General features: G+C 44.8%; 15 protein-coding genes and 2 tRNA genes. 7 read left to right on the plus strand and 10 right to left on the minus strand.

Going from position 1 to position 16,311, the window contains the following annotated elements:
* Window positions 1–111 precede the first annotated feature (111 nt).
* From JWG39_RS00695 to JWG39_RS00705, 3 genes are all read right to left on the minus strand, one after another.
* On the minus strand, window positions 112–999 hold the full coding sequence (locus JWG39_RS00695; protein ID WP_205217420.1) for a DMT family transporter: 888 nt from the start codon (window positions 997–999) through the stop codon (window positions 112–114).
* A gap of 32 nt (window positions 1,000–1,031) precedes the next feature.
* Window positions 1,032–2,627 (minus strand): uroporphyrinogen-III C-methyltransferase, encoded by a 1,596-nt coding sequence (gene cobA, locus JWG39_RS00700; RefSeq protein WP_275888932.1) that lies wholly within the window; start codon window positions 2,625–2,627, stop codon window positions 1,032–1,034.
* 271 nt (window positions 2,628–2,898) lie between these two features.
* The gene (locus JWG39_RS00705; protein WP_205217421.1) at window positions 2,899–3,576 is read right to left on the minus strand and encodes an adenylate kinase; all 678 of its coding nucleotides are present in this window, start codon (window positions 3,574–3,576) and stop codon (window positions 2,899–2,901) included.
* Window positions 3,577–3,854: 278 nt separating this feature from the next.
* On the opposite strand from JWG39_RS00705, the gene JWG39_RS00710 reads away from it, so the two are divergent.
* The 6 genes from JWG39_RS00710 (at window position 3,855) to JWG39_RS00735 (ending at window position 8,487) form a co-directional block, all read left to right on the plus strand.
* On the plus strand, window positions 3,855–5,162 hold the full coding sequence (locus JWG39_RS00710; RefSeq protein WP_205217422.1) for a homoserine dehydrogenase: 1,308 nt from the start codon (window positions 3,855–3,857) through the stop codon (window positions 5,160–5,162).
* A gap of 1 nt (window position 5,163) precedes the next feature.
* Entirely contained in the window at window positions 5,164–6,393 is a 1,230-nt protein-coding gene (locus JWG39_RS00715) for a cofactor-independent phosphoglycerate mutase (protein ID WP_205217423.1), read from the plus strand.
* 64 nt (window positions 6,394–6,457) lie between these two features.
* Window positions 6,458–6,898: an acyl-CoA thioesterase gene (locus JWG39_RS00720; protein WP_205217424.1), complete on the plus strand. Its 441-nt coding sequence runs from the start codon at window positions 6,458–6,460 to the stop codon at window positions 6,896–6,898.
* Window positions 6,899–6,972: 74 nt separating this feature from the next.
* Window positions 6,973–7,049, plus strand: a tRNA-Met gene (locus tag JWG39_RS00725).
* Between the two features lie 894 nt (window positions 7,050–7,943).
* Window positions 7,944–8,020: transfer RNA gene (locus tag JWG39_RS00730), tRNA-Met, on the plus strand.
* A 308-nt stretch (window positions 8,021–8,328) separates the two neighbouring features.
* Entirely contained in the window at window positions 8,329–8,487 is a 159-nt protein-coding gene (locus JWG39_RS00735) for a hypothetical protein (protein ID WP_205217425.1), read from the plus strand.
* A gap of 1,016 nt (window positions 8,488–9,503) precedes the next feature.
* On the opposite strand, the gene JWG39_RS00740 is transcribed toward JWG39_RS00735, so the two are convergent.
* The 3 genes from JWG39_RS00740 to JWG39_RS00750 all read right to left on the minus strand — a co-directional run bounded on the left by JWG39_RS00740 (window position 9,504) and on the right by JWG39_RS00750 (window position 11,496).
* Window positions 9,504–10,028: a TIR domain-containing protein gene (locus tag JWG39_RS00740; RefSeq protein WP_205217426.1), complete on the minus strand. Its 525-nt coding sequence runs from the start codon at window positions 10,026–10,028 to the stop codon at window positions 9,504–9,506.
* Window positions 10,021–10,482, minus strand: a complete 462-nt coding sequence (locus JWG39_RS00745; RefSeq protein WP_205217427.1) for a DUF4231 domain-containing protein — start codon at window positions 10,480–10,482, stop codon at window positions 10,021–10,023. The genes JWG39_RS00740 and JWG39_RS00745 overlap by 8 nt, the downstream gene beginning before the upstream one ends.
* Before the next feature lie 114 nt (window positions 10,483–10,596).
* A complete protein-coding gene (locus tag JWG39_RS00750; protein ID WP_205217428.1) occupies window positions 10,597–11,496 on the minus strand; it encodes a toll/interleukin-1 receptor domain-containing protein in 900 nt (299 codons plus the stop codon).
* Window positions 11,497–11,676: 180 nt separating this feature from the next.
* On the opposite strand from JWG39_RS00750, the gene JWG39_RS00755 reads away from it, so the two are divergent.
* Window positions 11,677–11,913, plus strand: a complete 237-nt coding sequence (locus JWG39_RS00755; protein WP_205217429.1) for a hypothetical protein — start codon at window positions 11,677–11,679, stop codon at window positions 11,911–11,913.
* A 658-nt stretch (window positions 11,914–12,571) separates the two neighbouring features.
* Here the strand turns inward: JWG39_RS00755 and JWG39_RS00760 are convergent.
* The 4 genes from JWG39_RS00760 to JWG39_RS00775 form a co-directional block, all read right to left on the minus strand.
* Window positions 12,572–12,883, minus strand: coding sequence for a hypothetical protein (locus tag JWG39_RS00760; RefSeq protein ID WP_205217430.1), 312 nt, complete (start codon window positions 12,881–12,883; stop codon window positions 12,572–12,574).
* A gap of 307 nt (window positions 12,884–13,190) precedes the next feature.
* Window positions 13,191–14,075, minus strand: a complete 885-nt coding sequence (locus JWG39_RS00765; RefSeq protein ID WP_205217431.1) for an HNH endonuclease — start codon at window positions 14,073–14,075, stop codon at window positions 13,191–13,193.
* Window positions 14,072–14,785: an OmpA family protein gene (locus JWG39_RS00770; protein ID WP_205217432.1), complete on the minus strand. Its 714-nt coding sequence runs from the start codon at window positions 14,783–14,785 to the stop codon at window positions 14,072–14,074. Before JWG39_RS00770 ends, JWG39_RS00765 begins: the two co-directional genes overlap by 4 nt.
* Window positions 14,778–16,070: a MotA/TolQ/ExbB proton channel family protein gene (locus JWG39_RS00775; RefSeq protein ID WP_205217433.1), complete on the minus strand. Its 1,293-nt coding sequence runs from the start codon at window positions 16,068–16,070 to the stop codon at window positions 14,778–14,780. The genes JWG39_RS00770 and JWG39_RS00775 overlap by 8 nt, the downstream gene beginning before the upstream one ends.
* Window positions 16,071–16,311 lie beyond the last annotated feature (241 nt).

Here is a 16,311-nt window from a genome sequence, read left to right on the forward strand (position 1 = left end):
CGACACAGGATTATTTTTTGTTTGATTTATGGGTACCTTGAAACTCGTTCAAAACCCCCGCTGGTCCTGCAGAAGAAAGTTTTCACCTGAAGCGAAGAAGATACCCGAAAATCAATGCTTCATGAATCTTTGCAGGACAAGCCCCGCGAGGACAAACCCCAGCCCCACGATGGTGGCTGGATAAATCTTTTCTCCCAGAACAACGGAAATCAGCACCAGCGAAAGCACCGGGGCCAGGAAGATGAGGTTGGCGATACGGGCGGTGCTCTGCGTCAGCCGCAAAGCCGTCAACCAGAACACAAAAGGAATTCCCATCTCGAAAAATCCCAGCCACACCCCGCCCGCAAAACCCTGCAGGGTAAACTTTGTCCACAGCCGTTCACCATGGGTGAGCCCCATATAGAGCGCCAGCACAGGCAGGGCGCAGAGAAAATTGGCAAAGAGCCCGGCCACCGCCTCCCTTTTATCGCGAGTGTTGAGAATCCAGTAAAGCGCCCAGATAACACTGGAGAGAAGAAGCAGGCAAACTCCGGAAAGGCTGTCAAACTGTAGACTCCACGGCCGTCCCTTCGTCCCGATTATCAACACTCCGAAATAGGAGACGGCAATGGCCAGCCATTCTCCCCGCGTTACCCGTTGCCCGAGCAGAGGAATGGAGAGCAGAGTAAGGGCAATGCCCCAGGTGTAGTTAATGGGCATGGCCTGCTGCGCTGGCAGCAGATCATACCCCATGAAGAGGAAAAGATAGAAGAGACAGGGATTGAGCAGACCACAGAAGAAAGAAAACAGCCACTCCCGGCGGGTAAAACGCAACAGGAGTGGCACTTTTTTCTGCACACAGAGGACAACAAAGAGAAAGGCAGTGGCCACCAGTGCCGAGTAGAAAACCAGCGACTGAGAATCCGTCCAGCGCAGACTCAGTTTGATCGCCGAAGCCACTGAAGACCAGAGGAAAATAGTGCCGAGTCCGTAGAGATATGCTTTCTTCTGGTTTTTCATGAAAATCGTGCCCTCCGGCGAGGCAGGGGAAATCAATCAGGGTCTATGCAGCTGTCAACAATCGCTTCAACCAGTCCGTCAATGGTGTGCTCTTTCGCCTCCACGTCAACGGGAAGCCCGTTATCGCGCAAGGTTTTTCCTGTCACCGGGCCGATGGCCGCCAGCTTCACCCCTTTAAGGAGTTGAAAAAGCTCCTCGCGTCCCTCTTCACCAAACATGGATATGAAGTTTTTAACCGTGGAAGAGCTGGTAAAGGTAAGGATATCAAGCTCACCGGCACGCAGTTTTTCGCGCACCATGTCCACGCAGTCGCCCTCCGGAAAGTTCTGATACACCGGCACGACACTCACCTGTGCCCCGGCACCGCGCAGGGTCTCCGGCAGAAGCTCATAACCGACCTTCGCCCGCGGGATAAGGATATTTCGTCCTTCCACCCCGAGATCAAGCAGGCTCTCCGCCAGGCCCTCTCCCGTAAAGGTGTTGGGAATAAGGTCAGCGTTGATACCATAATTGAAGAGCAGATCGGCAGTTGCCCTGCCGACACAGGCAATATCCGGCCCTTTCAAATCTCGGGCGTCCATTCCTTTTTTGTGCAGGCGGTCGAAAAAATATTTCACCCCGTTGATAGAGGTAAAAAGGATCCAGTGATACTCTTTGAGGCGCTCCAGCTCACCGTCAATCTCATCATAATTTTCCAGCGGCTGGATGTTAATAGTAGAACACTCAAAACACTCCGCCCCCTGCTCTTCAAGCCCGGCTACAAGAGTGCTGGCCTGCTGGCGGGTACGGGTGACAAGGATTCTGCGTCCGAAAAGCGGCCGTTTCTCATACCAGTCCAATTTCTCCCGCAGTGAAACAACCTCTCCCACCACGATCAGCGCTGGAGCCTTGATCCCGGCATCGACAACAATTCCAGCAATGGTGTCAAGTGTGCCGACCACTGAGCGCTGACGCGGAGTGGAAGCCCAGCGCACCACCGCCACCGGAGTCTTGGGAGAGCGTCCGTATTTCAACAGTTTCTCGACGATATTCGGCAGGTTTTTAATCCCCATATACACTACCAGTGTACCTGCTCCGGTGGAAAGTTTCTCCCAGTCGATATTGGATTCTGTCTTGGTGGGGTCTTCATGACCGGTAAGAAAGGCCACCGTTGCAGTATAACCACGGTGGGTGATGGGAATTCCGGCATAGGTGGCAGCAGCGGTGGCGGAGGTTACTCCGGGAATCACTTCAAAAGCCATCCCCTGATCGGCCATTACCTCAAGCTCTTCACCACCACGACCGAAGATAAAGGGATCACCGCCCTTCAGCCGCACAACCTTTTTCCCTTCCTTGACAAGTTTGACCAGGATGTCGTTGATTTCTTCCTGTGTGTGGTTGTGCCTCGCACCACCCTTCTTGCCGACGTAATACAGTTCGGCATCTACAGGAGCAAGCTGCAGCAGTTTGGGGTTGGCAAGATAGTCATAGACCACTGCGTCCGCCTTCTCCAGCAGGGATTTCCCCCGAACGGTGATGAGGCCCGGATCACCGGGTCCCGCCCCTACCAGATAAACTTTTCCGCTTTTCTTCATCGATTTGTCTTCGTTTGATTCGTTAATGCGGTAGACAATTTCACCATCCATCATCCACCGCCCCGCGCCGCCAAAAACGCTGTATGGCGACAAAAAAGAGAAAGGGCTCTCTTACAGTAAGAAAGCCCTTTCCATAGATAGTACTGAAGGGAACCTTGAATAATCAGTCTTTCGCCATCTTCTTCGTTACAGTAAAAAATTTATCCTCAGAGGTACGCGCCAGACTCCGATATCCAGGTTACAGGCGGTAAATTTCATCCTGTGCCTCGAAGGAACGAATGCAGGCTGTTTCAAGGTATCCTTCGATCTCGTCAGAGAAGATGTATTACAGCTCGGCCATAATATCAGCGGTCACTTCGTCGATCGACTTGGAACCTTCCACAGAGATTACCTTCACATCGGTGCCTTTGAAATAATTGACAGCTGCCATGGTACCGGTGTCGGTATCATAGTAGATATCATGGCGCTTGTTGATAGCGGCATCGTCCTGATCGTCGGGGCGTGTTTTCAGCTCTCCGCCGCAGACACGGCAGACCAGTTTACCGTCTTTCTCTACCGGTTTGATGGCGTCGAAAGCAATGTGATTGGGATGGTTGTTATCGTTTACACAGAGACGTCGTCCGGTGATCCGTATTTTGGCAACTTCGCGGTCAAGGACAATCTCAATAACATAATCGAGAGCCAGGCCTTCTTTCTGCAGAGTATCGGCCAGAGTGGCAGCCTGAGCGCGGGAGCGCGGGAAGCCGTCGAGTATCCAGCCGCTTTTGCAGTCATCTTTCTGCAGCCGTGCAACCATCATGGGAATGGTAATGTCATCGGGTACCAGATCGCCCTTGTCAATATATACCTTGGCTTTTTTACCCAGCTCCGTACCACCGCCGATGTGCTCACGGAAAATAGCGCCGGATTCAATGTGCGGGATATCGAATTTTTTATGCAGAATCGCACCCTGGGTCCCTTTACCGCTGCCATTTGGCCCGAAAATGAGAATGTTTTTGCCCATGAAGATCTCCTCTGTTTAAGTTATCATATATCGCACCACCGGCAGGAATCTCCCGGCCGTACGGGTTTCTCATCACGCTGATTATTACTATGCAGATAAAGCGTTTTCAATATAGACGAAAAACTGGTGCCGGGCCATAAAAATATCTTGTCCCAATTTTTGACATCTGTTTGGAAAGAGAGTAAATTCAGTGTTTTTCAGGCTTCTCGCAGAAGTGGATTTCATCCATTCTGTACTACAAGCCAGCCCTGCTCCTTAATTTTACCATTTCACAAACCATGAAAGACATTCGTATCGGGATTATCGGATTTGGAACCGTCGGCCAGGGACTCGGCCACGCCATACTGCAACAGCAGAAACGTCTCGCCAGTAAAACCGGCATCAATTATATACTGCGCATGATTGCCGACACTGCGGGCAAACCTCTGCCACCGGAGTTTGCCGACGTCACCCTGACCACCGATGCAAAGGAGGTCATCAACGCCCCTGATATAGATATCGTGGTCGAGCTTATCGGCGGCATGGAACCGGCCAGGAGTTTTCTGCTCGCCGCCATCGCCAGTGGTAAACATGTGGTCACCGCCAACAAAGCGCTGCTCTCGGTACACGGCGTGGAGATCTTCCAGGCAGCTGCAGAGAAGAACGTCGAGGCAGGCTTTGAAGCCAGCGTCGGCGGAGGAATCCCGGTAATCAAAGCTCTACGGGAGGGATTAATCGCCAACCGCATTAACCGTATCGAAGGTATTCTGAACGGCACCGCGAACTTCATTCTCTCCAAGATGACTGAAGAGGGCCTTCCCTTCGCCCAGGTGCTCAAAGAGGCACAGGAGCTCGGTTTTGCCGAGGCTGATCCCACGTACGACGTAGAAGGAATTGACACCGCCCACAAACTCGCCATCCTGATGAATATCGCCTACGGCCAGCGTGTTCAGCTTGACGACGTTACAGTAGAAGGCATCAGCAAAATTGAACCGATAGACATCAAATTTGCCCGAGATTTCGGCTACCGCATCAAGCTGCTCGCTATCACCCATAACCACGGCGACAGCGTTGAGGCCCGGGTCCATCCCACCATGGTGCCGGAGAACCACATGCTGGCCAATATCAGCGGGGCCTTCAATGGCGTTCTCATCAACGGTGACACCGTGGGTGACGTACTGCTTTACGGTCAGGGCGCAGGCATGATGCCCACCGGAAGTGCGGTAGCAGCCGACGTCGTCGATATCGGACGCAATATTGCCAACAACTGCGTAAACCGCGTCCCGCCTCTCGGCTGGCTGCCAGAGAACCTCACCGAACCTTCCATCACCCCCATGGAATCACTGATCTGCCCGTGGTATCTGCGGGTAACCGTCAATGATGAACCGGGTGTTCTCGCCACCATCACCGGCATTTTCGCTCAACAGAAAATTTCCATCCGTTCCATGAAACAGCACGACCGCGGCGAAAATGAGCCTGTCTATGTCGTCTTCCGCACTCATCCGGCCGAAGAATCGGCGGTGAAGCAGGCAATCGCTGAAATCAATACGCTGGAAGTCTGTGCCGGTCCCACCCGCAGCATCCGAATTCTACAGGCAGGAGATTAAGATGAAATACCTGATCCTCGTCGGTGACGGCATGGGGGACTACCCCTGCGAAGAACTGAACGGCGGGACTCCCCTCTCTGCAGCGAAGACTCCCTGTATAGATGACCTTTGCCGCAAGGGAAGTCTCTTCTTCAACCACACCGTCCCTGAGGGTTTCCCCCCCGGCAGCGATGTGGCCAACATGTCGTTGATGGGTTGCTCCCCTGCGAAATATTTCACCGGCCGGGCTCCACTTGAAGCTGCTGCGATGGGCATCAGCCTGCAACCGAATGAGTACGCCTTCCGCTGCAACACAGTGACCCTGGACTTTAACGGTGAGGAAGTAATCATGCGCGACTTTAGCGCTGATCACATCTCCAGCGAAGAGGCCCGTGAACTGATCGCCGGACTGGAGGAGAACTGCAGTACCGAACACTTCCATTTTAAACCGGGCGTCAGTTACCGCAATCTCGTACTCTTTTCCGGGAAACACCCGGGCTTTGCCACCACCCCGCCCCACGACCATATCGGCAAAGACATTGCCGAATACTGGAACGCATATCGAAAAAACGACGAGTGGCGGGAGCTGCTTGACAGCGTCAAAGCATATCTCTCCAACCACCCCGTCAACCGCAAACGGATTGCCGACGGGAAAAATCCCGCTAATATGATCTGGCTGTGGGGCGAAGGGAAAAAGCCCGGCATGCCGTCCCTCAGTAAACGTTTCAACATCACCGGCACCATGGTCTCAGCAGTGGATCTGCTCAAGGGACTCGGCATCCTCGGCGGTCTCAGCACTCCAGAGATTAAAGGAGCCACCGGCTATATCGATACGAACTACGCGGGCAAAGCTGCCGCAGCAATAGATGCCTTGAAAACCCAGGATTTCGTTTTTGTACACCTTGAAGCTCCCGATGAAGCGGGTCATGAGGGTTCGGCAAAGGTGAAAGTGCAGGCAATTGAGGATTTCGACAGCAGGATTGTTGAACCGATTCTGGCCGATCTGCGCCAGCGTGGCGAAGAGTTTCGCGTGGTTGTCACCATGGATCACTTCACACCAGTTGCCCTGCGGACTCACGTCTCCAACCCCGTACCGACCCTCCTCTATGACTCACGGGAGAAGGAACCAGGATGCGGTTTCACCTTCTCTGAAGCAGAGTGTACCCGAGCAAAAGAGACGACGGGAACCACCGACCTGATCAGCAGCGACGAACTGGTTGAACTTCTTTTTGAAAGGGCTCCTGAAGCCTGAATTCTCCAGCCATCCCTTCTCTCCGTATCAGCGGGGAGAAGGGAAAAGCTAAGACGCACACACCATGCCACAATCACAAACCTCCCCTCATACCCTTTCCATTCGCATCATCTACGCAGATACCGACGCCGCCGGTGTGGTCTATCACGCCAACTACCTGCGTTACTTTGAGAGCGGGCGCACCGAGTTCATGCGCGACCGAATCTGCTCGGGCGGTGAGTTCGCACAGTATGGCATCGTCCTCGTGGTCACCGAAAGCTGGATGCGCTATAAAGCCCCCGCCTTCTACGATGACCTCATCATTGTGGAAACTCTCCTCACATTCATCTCGCGGGTGAAATGCCGATTCAGTTACCGGGTCCTTCGTGATGAAGGGGAACGCAGGAAACTTCTGGTGAAGGGCTGCACTGACCTCGCCCCGGTCACTAAAGATGGCCGCCTCACGAGGATTCCCGCCGATTTGATCAACAGAATGACCCCCCTTCTCCAGGAAGAATCCTCCTGAAAGCAACCAAAACAAATAAAACAAACAAAACCTGTTGACAGGAATTCTTAAAGTTGTATATTATCACTTCTCAGCGCGGGGTGGAGCAGCATGGTAGCTCGTCGGGCTCATAACCCGAAGGTCGGAGGTTCAAATCCTTCCCCCGCAACCAGAACTATTCAAGGTCTTGCATCTTCATTGCTGCAAGGCCTTTTTTTATATTTCTTCGTTCTTCCTCCGCCCCATACTTCCTTTCCGTAAAAGATAAAATTCAGAGATTTATTTCCTATTTCCATTCATGGTTACAAACGACAAAAGGAACCACGAATGGACACGAATAAACACGAATTGAACACGCTGGGCCATGGATTACTGGAAAAACCATAAGAGAATACTCTTGTGGTTGAATTCGGTCTGTTGCCTGCTTTGAGGTAATTGATGTTTTCCGTGTCCTTCCGTGTTTTCCGTGGTAGCCAATTTTATTCATAATAATCCTGGTGCACTGTACGGCTTAACTTCGGCTACAAACGTTTTCGTTTAATGCGTTGTCCCTGTTCGTGAAAATTCGTGTCTATTCGTGGTTACAAACTGCAAAAGGAACTACGAATGTACACGGATAAATACGAATTATTATCCCATTTACATTTTGTATTAACCAGAGAATGCGAGTAAAGATAGAACAACAGCAATTCTCTGTTTAATTTTAAAATATTTTTTAAAGTTTTTTGCCTTTATTCGCATGTTTAGAGCTTTCCTTTGGCAAAAAGTTTTTCGCTGTTCCGTCTTTTGCTTTTCCCTGTCTCCCGTCTCCTTTCTCCTGTTTCCCGTCCCCCTGCCTTTACATTCGCCAATAGAAAGTGAAAATGGCATTAAGTAAGGTCATAACTTAATAGGAATGGTATTACTCATTTGTAATCGCCAAAAAAGATGCCTACGCAGTTGCGTTCTCTGGTCAATACAAAATGTAAATGGCATGACAGCATAATGTCTTTTCTGTAAATTTCGTTCTCTCCTGATTACTATAATTTGACAGGAACTCTTAAAGTTGTATAGTGTCATTTCTTAGCGCGGGGTGGAGCAGTCTGGTAGCTCGTCGGGCTCATAACCCGAAGGTCGGAGGTTCAAATCCTTCCCCCGCAACCAGAACTATTCAAGGTCTTACAGCTTCATTGCTGTAAGGCCTTTTTTTTATTTTTCCCCTCTTTTCCCGTCTCCTGCCTCCTGCTTCCCTTTTCCATCCTTCCCGTTTTAATTTCGAGAAACTCTTTGTTCTTATACCAATCACATTTTTTACTGACCAGAGAACCCGATTGCGTGGACATCTTTTTTGGCGATTACGAATGGATAAACAGGATGTAAAATTGATCGCAATGGTGATAACGATGGCATTACATCATCACTGGTGAAAAATCGGCACAACAGTGATTCCAGCAATGGTGTAGAGACAAGGCATGCCTTGTCTACACGGTAACGGTAAACGTAACGATAACGGTGCAACCGTAACCGAATACGGAACACAGATACCCCGCGAAACATACACGCCACATTGTCACCACGGGGTGATAACGGTGACCTTACACATCACTGGTGAAAAATCGGTACAACAGTGATTCCGGCAATGATGTAGAGACAAGGCATGCCTTGTCTACACGGTGACGGTAAACGTAACGATAACGGTGGAATGACTTGTAACGCATGGAATAAACTGGTAGCAATTCCCGGAATTATTAAGAGCAGATGCAACCGAGATTGGGCCTCCTTAAACGGAGGCATAATTTAATAGGAATGGTATAACGCAGGCCGGGTCTCTGCCGGGCAGGCAAAAAAAATGGGGACTCAAGAAATTTCCTGAGTCCCTGTCTTCCACAACTGCATGTCTGTGCTTTTCATTATATCATATTGAAATAAGGGTACCTTGCTAACTCGATGATCGTTAAGGCTCGCAAGGCTATACTTAAAAGATTTGTCAGTCCTTCAACCTGGTCATTTCTTTTGACAAAAACAGGGTCTAACAAGAGCGGAACTCCCTTGAGACGATGAAATCTTCTTTCGATTGTCTACTCGTCGCGCTATGTGAGCACGGCGTTTCCAAAGCTCAACTGGTCAGGAGATTCGTTTGTGACGTACGCTTTCCAACCCAATGTTTTCTCCAATTCACTGATTGCATCCTCCCATCTTTCCACGGATGTAATCTGGTATCAGACCTGTGTGACTTTTTCCTTTTTACGGTTCTCACTGCTGCGACCTCGTCCTCTATATCGAACGAGTACGTTTGCTTCACGCTCAGAATGATAGCGAAGCAATCCCTGGACTTTATATTGTGTCAATATGGCTTCAGCTTTTTCTTCCATCTCACTTCGCCCTTAGATTTATAATGATTTTTTGAAGCGAAAAGTATCCTGACACATAGGGCAACAAAAGGTAACGAGATGGTTGAATCAAATTGCTGAACGGCAGCCGAACATTTTTGTTCATTGGCGTATCTTGCATAAAAACAGCTGAATGATTGGAGCCGGATGAGTCGAGAGATTCACGTCCGGTTTTGAGAGAGCCTGAAGGGGAAGTTCCTTTGGGCTACTCACCTGGGAGGGGCGGTCAGTGATGGCTGTGACTATCCCGATAAGCTTTAATTGTTTCTTTTCATTAATGAACTCGAATTATTTATCAAATTTGCAGATTTTGAATTAGCTACTTCAATATAACTTTTGACCTGTTGTATATTTTGGGTAAACTCATTCCAATTAACCCAAACCGCATATCCAGAAACGATATTGTCATGTAGCCTATCTGGTACTGTATATTTTGAATCTGAATTTAACAGATTTGTAGGCAGATTCACCCCAATTAAGCCATGTTGTTTTTCAAGCGTATCTTTTATTTCCCAATCAACAAATTTCCTATATGGAGTTTCTGCTCCACACAAAACAATAGTACATGAACTACCTGTTATGTGATTCTCACTTATTCTGCGTATTACATAGTCAGTGTTAGTGCTATCAACAGCTCTATCAACTGAATTGTCTGAAATAACATCGTATGTATTAGAGAAAGCATTGACAAAGTTATTATAAAATTCTCGATCACCGTCATGGTGATAACTAACAAAAACTTTTCTTTTAATTGTGGGTCCTAACAGTAAGCCATTAGCCATTTTGATTACCTTTCTTTAGAATCAAATCCACTTTATCAATTACTGTTTTCGTGTACTGTGACCATGCACTATTTTCTTTTGATATTAAACTCTCAACTCTTTGTACAAACAGACTGAATGGTTCAGACTCATTATATGGCTCAGAGTTTGTTAAGAATAAATACTTCTCATGCTTAAGAGACTCACAGGTTGTTCGATACTCTGTCCAATTTTCTTGAAATTGATTTAAACCAATAAATGATGAAATTAGTGCTATCAATGCGCCTAAAGAACCGATAACTAAAGTTACTGGAAATGGTTCTTTTGCAAAACCTGCTATCAGTGGTATAGCTGCCGCGGAAAAAATTTCTATTCCTCTTAGCCATTTGAAGCAATTTTGCGCTTTTTGGCTTTTCAAATCATACCAATCAATTTGGTTGTCTACTCTCGATGATATGTATTCTTCTTCATTCATCTACAATGTCCTTTGCATGCTTAACGTGAAGTTCTGCGAGAGCCGCGCTGTTTGCGGCTTCCGCAGAAACGTTTTGTTGTGTAATTTTTAAATCAATATCCTACTTCAGTAGCTTTACATTGGAGTTGCTACTATTTCCATAAGTTTTTTAGTTTCATCAGCATTGGGTTTCCTTGAAGTGGCTCTCAAATAATCCCTGATATTTTTCAGATAGCCACTAACATTTACAAGCTGATCCTTGCCATTATCTTCACCCAATTTCCTGCATCTTATTTCAACATGATACTCTGCCCCGCAAGACTCATCACGAATTGTACCGACCGTTGATTTTGGTAAAGAATCATCTATAACTATTTTAATATCTTTCCCCTCACCAAAATCGAACAAGGCTTCAGATATTATCATTCTTCCCAGCCAATCTAATCCAGTATCTGTAAATTGTTTTTGCCTTGAGGTAAGAACCTCATTACAAATCACATCGACCTCAACTAAAATTGTCATCCTCAACGCACTGACAGAATTAACAATGGTAAATCTAAGGGTGAAAAAACCATTAATATCACCCCAATCTACAGCCCAATCAGTAAAATCGTCTTCGTCCGTAAAGCGACTCTGATTGGGATTACTTACTTTTCCAATTGCATTCATTATCGCTGATAAGCCCAAATCAAAGTCAGACCGAAGATCAGCATACATTTTATCTCGTAAAAATAATGGGATTTCGCAATCTTCTAACAATACAGGTAGCACAACAACCCTTTTTTCTTCTAATTCTCGAATAAGACCAGAACTCAATTCTTTTTTACACCATTCTGATCCAACAGATGCTTTAGATAATACTACTAGAAGTGCGTCAGATTGAGTTATAGCGTCTTGAATCTTTTGAATTATAGAATCTCCAACTGATAGCTCCCATGTGTCAACCCAGACTTGGGCATTTCTTTTTACCATGTTAGCAGCAAGTAAATTGACTTTTGCTGCATCTTTATGAGAGTAGCTAATGAATATTGTCATAAGTGATCTTCTTGGAAATTTTTCATTTAGTCATACACAACATCGAAGCTGACCGGGCGGCCGCCAATCAGCGATCCATTTGATTCCCACCGAATCGGCCGCTCCGGTCCAGCGTTTAGTTGTGTGCCGGGCACGGCACACGTTCTTAAGGGTGAGTTCATCATAGTAACTCGGACTATAATGAGCAAGTCCCTGACCCAGCCTGATGGAGGCGAGCCAGAGCGAAGCGGAGACCACGACACGAAGTGGAGAGAGACCGAAGGGAACGGTAACGGTGTAGCGTTATGGCAACGGTTATCCGGTAACGGTGGCTTGAAGGAAACAACCCGGCTACGGCAGGGTAACGCAAATGTACGGGGCGACGTACAGAAATCGAGTCAGGCGAATCTGATTGGGACCATGGCGCAGATAGCGTAGACTTCGACACAGTCTTAAGTCCTCTATCCATCTTTAAGGATCAGGTGCGTGGTCGGCACAGTATGGAAAGACATGTATTCACCCCCGGAGATCCGTTGTGTCTCATTGATGTGATGAGTGAGCAAACCGCAAGGTGCGCTTATCGTACAACGGAAGTCAGCAGAGGGCATAGTAGGCCAGTAAACGAGCTCGGTGAATAGAAAAAACCGGGAGGTGGCAGACTGGATGAAGGCCCGAACGGTGGCCCCAGCCGAATGGTGGGGATAAATGAAAAGAGAGATGGAGGTACGTACTTATGATCATAGCGCAGCAGTCAGCTGAAATGGGCATAGCGTCGTATTTAACCGATCCCTCGAAACAGTGGAAGAATCCGCGAACCCGTGTCCGGGAGCTGAAGAAACGGGGTATTTATCATAAGTCAGCGGTCAGTACGGGAAATACCCGTAAAGGATCTTGGCGAATGAGCAGAGTCAAGTGGGTAATAATCGCATTACCGAATGCCTATTTCCGAAGAACTCTTGGTCTTTTTCTCCCAAGTATACAACTGCTGTCTTGATCAGCCGAACCGCCTTCTTAGTACGCGATCCGGATACTTGGCGGTGTGGGAGGACGGTCAGTGATGGCCGTTCCTATCCCGATAGGCGATTTACGACCTTCCCTAATCCGCCACGCTCCACGGATTCAATGGATTTTTTCCGCCACCTGCGCCGTATGAGTTTCCACCTCCAGCGCCATAGCTTCTACCTCCGCCAGCTCCATAACTCCTACCCCCGCCAGCACCGTAACTTCTACCACCGCCTGCACCATAGGATTTTGATCCGCCAGCCCCATAAGGATTTGTTTCTACTCCACCATAGGAGGAACCAGGTTGTGGTTTCTCATAGACCTTCCATCCATGCTGATAACCTTCAGCATTGGCATTTATACTTATCAATGCCGATACAGCAATAACTAAAGCTATTTTTTTCATAATACTTTCTCCACATCCATTTTAAAAATAAGTAATACCATTCCTATGAAGTTATGCCCTTTTTTTACATCCTGTTTATCCTTTCGTCATCGCCAAAAAAGATTTCCACGCAGTCGTGTTCTCTGATCAATACAAAATGTAAATGGTATAAGGCGCTCTGGATGTATTGAACGTCCAACTCCACTATTAACCCGCCCCCAAGACTTCAACCGATGAAGGTTGAACGAAGACGGGATTATCAATAACTAAACACAGATTTTTCAAAGCCCGGCATGCTTGGGGGCGATGTTTGATCTGTTGGACAATTTCATGCGACAGATAATATTCCTTGCTCTATTCTTAGTTTAGTAATGGTATTGATTTGATTTTTAAATTGTGAATTTCTAAGCATATGACTATGCCTAGGTTGTTTTGAATGACAATCTACGCAAAGAACTTGTAAATTAAACCTTTCATTATTTGCAGGATTTCCATCTTTATGGTGCAAATGAAGAATACCAGGGGTATTACTACAGTCAACATTGCAAATTTGGCATACAAAATTATTTGCTTTTCTATATTTTAATGATATTTCTTTTTGATTAGGTGAATATGTTTGAGTTTTTCGAACTTCTTCAACTCTTTTAATTGTTTTAGGGATAAAGGTGTTATTTTTTTTGAAATATTCCTTTAGCGAAAATGGAGATTTGTAGATGCCTTTTTGTTTTAATATTTGTATGCAATTTTGACATAATTGCATTTTTACAACACCTTTTTTAACTGAATATGTTGTAAGGTCATGAACTTCAAATAAGCCATCACTTCTTTGGGTTGTAAGGAAACGATGTTCTCTCCCAATATCTCTCATTGACTGCATTGTTCCACAATTACATAGGTGAAATCTATAGTCACTTGTGTTGTTATAAAAATTAACTTTTGCTTTTTGATCTCTAATGTAAGCGCAAACTTTTCTGCCTTTATATTCTAATAAACCCTCTGCTGTACCAGCAAACTCAAACTTTCTGGCTGGAATAGCAATACTTTTTAAATCATCATCAATTTTGATTTCAGCAGGGTCAGGATATGTATGTATAATTTTTTCTATTCTTTCATGTGTAAAAGAGACTTTAGGAAGTAATGGTATTTTACTAACTCCCATCGCAACTAATAATTGATTTATTTCAGTGCATTTTTGGTAGTCGGGTAATTTCACATCTTCTCCATATGTTCTATAATCTCAACGACTTTCTTTTCTGCATTTGTTTTAGTTCTAAATTCCACTCTTCTTGATTTTAGTCTATCTTCTAAACCTTCACTTGTAAAAATAGGGCGACTTGATGAAAGGCCATTAGCTGTTAAATATTTTTTTGACCACATTAAAACTTCTGGTTCTTGAATTAGACCCATGCAATATTGAAGTACTGAACGAGTTCTATTTTGAGATAATTTCATATTATTAAAATAAGCTTCCATTTCAAGAGAACTATCATTCCATTCTGATGAGGTATGTCCTTCAATTCTTATTTCTTCAATGTTCGCGTTGTATTTTTCTGATGAGATAATACGAATATACCGAGGAAAGAAATCATTTAAAATTGTTTCAAACTTGATTGAAAGCTGAGAGCTTCCTATTGCAAATAAGACTTCTGGTTCTTCAAACCTGATAGATAGTGTCTCTTTTTCAATAACAGCCTTCCAACTTGGTAGATCCTCTTTAAATTCCTCCCAAAGCTCAAGATAGAGGTCTATTTGTAGTTCCTGATACGCAACGGCAACTTTTTTTACATTAAGTTGGTTTTGTTGAACATTGTGCATATAGCTAATGGCTATAAATAAAAAAATTATCATTAGAACGGACATCAAATCTGATATTGATACCCACTCATTTTCAGAATCTTTTTGAAAATCATAGCCCTTAAACATCAATTTTCTCTGCTAACTTGACAATTTCTTTGAGTCTTATTGTTAGTGGTTGGTAGTCTTCTACGAACTTGGCAGATAATGACGCCAAGCTCCCTGCAAGAGAATTCAATGCTTTTGAAAGTTCTTCCTCTAGTCCTTTATCTATACTTTCTATTGAATCTTGAATCGATTCAGTATGTTTCTCACTTGCTGTTTTAATGTCAGCCATTGCTTTATTAATAAATTCAGTAACAAGCTCACTATTAGATTCAAATTTGTCTGTTATTTTAATAACAGTTCCCTCAAGTTTTGCGGAGAGATTGTCCATTTGTTTGGTTATAGCAGGTATAACAGCTTTTGCTTCTTCGCCAATGTCTTTAATTGATGAAATTCCAAATTTTAATGTTTCATTTTGATATTTTAGGTTTTCAATATGTTCTGATATATCATCTGTTGAGACTGCGAGGGTGCTAATTGAAGCATCTATACTTTCAAGACTATTGTCTATTAATGAGATTTTTTCTGATGATTTACCCAGTATCTCAACTGTTTGGCTCATGTGACCCAAGAGTGTGTTGGTTTTATTTTCAGCTTCGTCAATATATGTTTTGTAATTTTCTTGCCATTCCGTAAGCTGAATCATTGCAGTGCTTAATTCTTTGAAAGATTCACTTACAAGTTCATTGAGCAATACATTAAATTGGGAAATTACATCTTCAAGCGCTTTCACAATTGCATCCGTGCTTGACTCTGCAATTTTGTCAGCGAATTCTTTCAGAGATATATTTATATCTTTACGAGAATCTATTATTTCTTGCCTGATAAGTTTAAGTTGAGATATTAGAGAGTATTCTTCGTCAGAACGAAAACATGACACAATGGATTTTTCGATTTCTTTTGATGATTTTTCAAGATTATTAATTCCTGAGACAATTAGTTTTAGTAATTCTATAGGATTATCTTGTTGAACTTCACTTTGAGAATCTCCTTTAACACTTTTCGCTTCAAATGTGAATTTAAGAATTATTGAAACAACCATGCCTGCTATTGATGTTGTAAATGCTGTTTTTAACCCTTCTAATAACTTTGGAATACTATCACTTATATTTGCAACATCAAATTCTCTTAACCCTAGATATATACCAACAAATGTGCCTAAAATACCTAAAGAAATAGCAGCTCCAGGTAGAAATTTAACAATTTTATTGTCATTATTTTTAGCTAAGCGAAAATATAAACCAAATACTAAAATTAATGAAATAAGGCTTAGGACTAAATATGTTATTATTGCTGTAATATTTATCAAATTGATTGCCTAATTATTTTATTTATCATGTCCAACGGGGCTTTCAATAAGCTTCTAGGAAGCTGTCGTATTTAGACCATTTTTACCATATTGACGTTATTTACAAATAATCAATACTCGCAATATCAACGACATGCGTGTGCTCGATTTTCTAAAAATGCCTCAACATAAGAAGGAAAACTTATTATCCGACAGACTCCTAGAATTGTGATTAAAATGATTTTTATTTTAATTGCAACCG

The organism is Desulforhopalus vacuolatus, assembly GCF_016918505.1.
Taxonomy (GTDB): domain Bacteria; phylum Desulfobacterota; class Desulfobulbia; order Desulfobulbales; family Desulfocapsaceae; genus Desulforhopalus; species Desulforhopalus vacuolatus.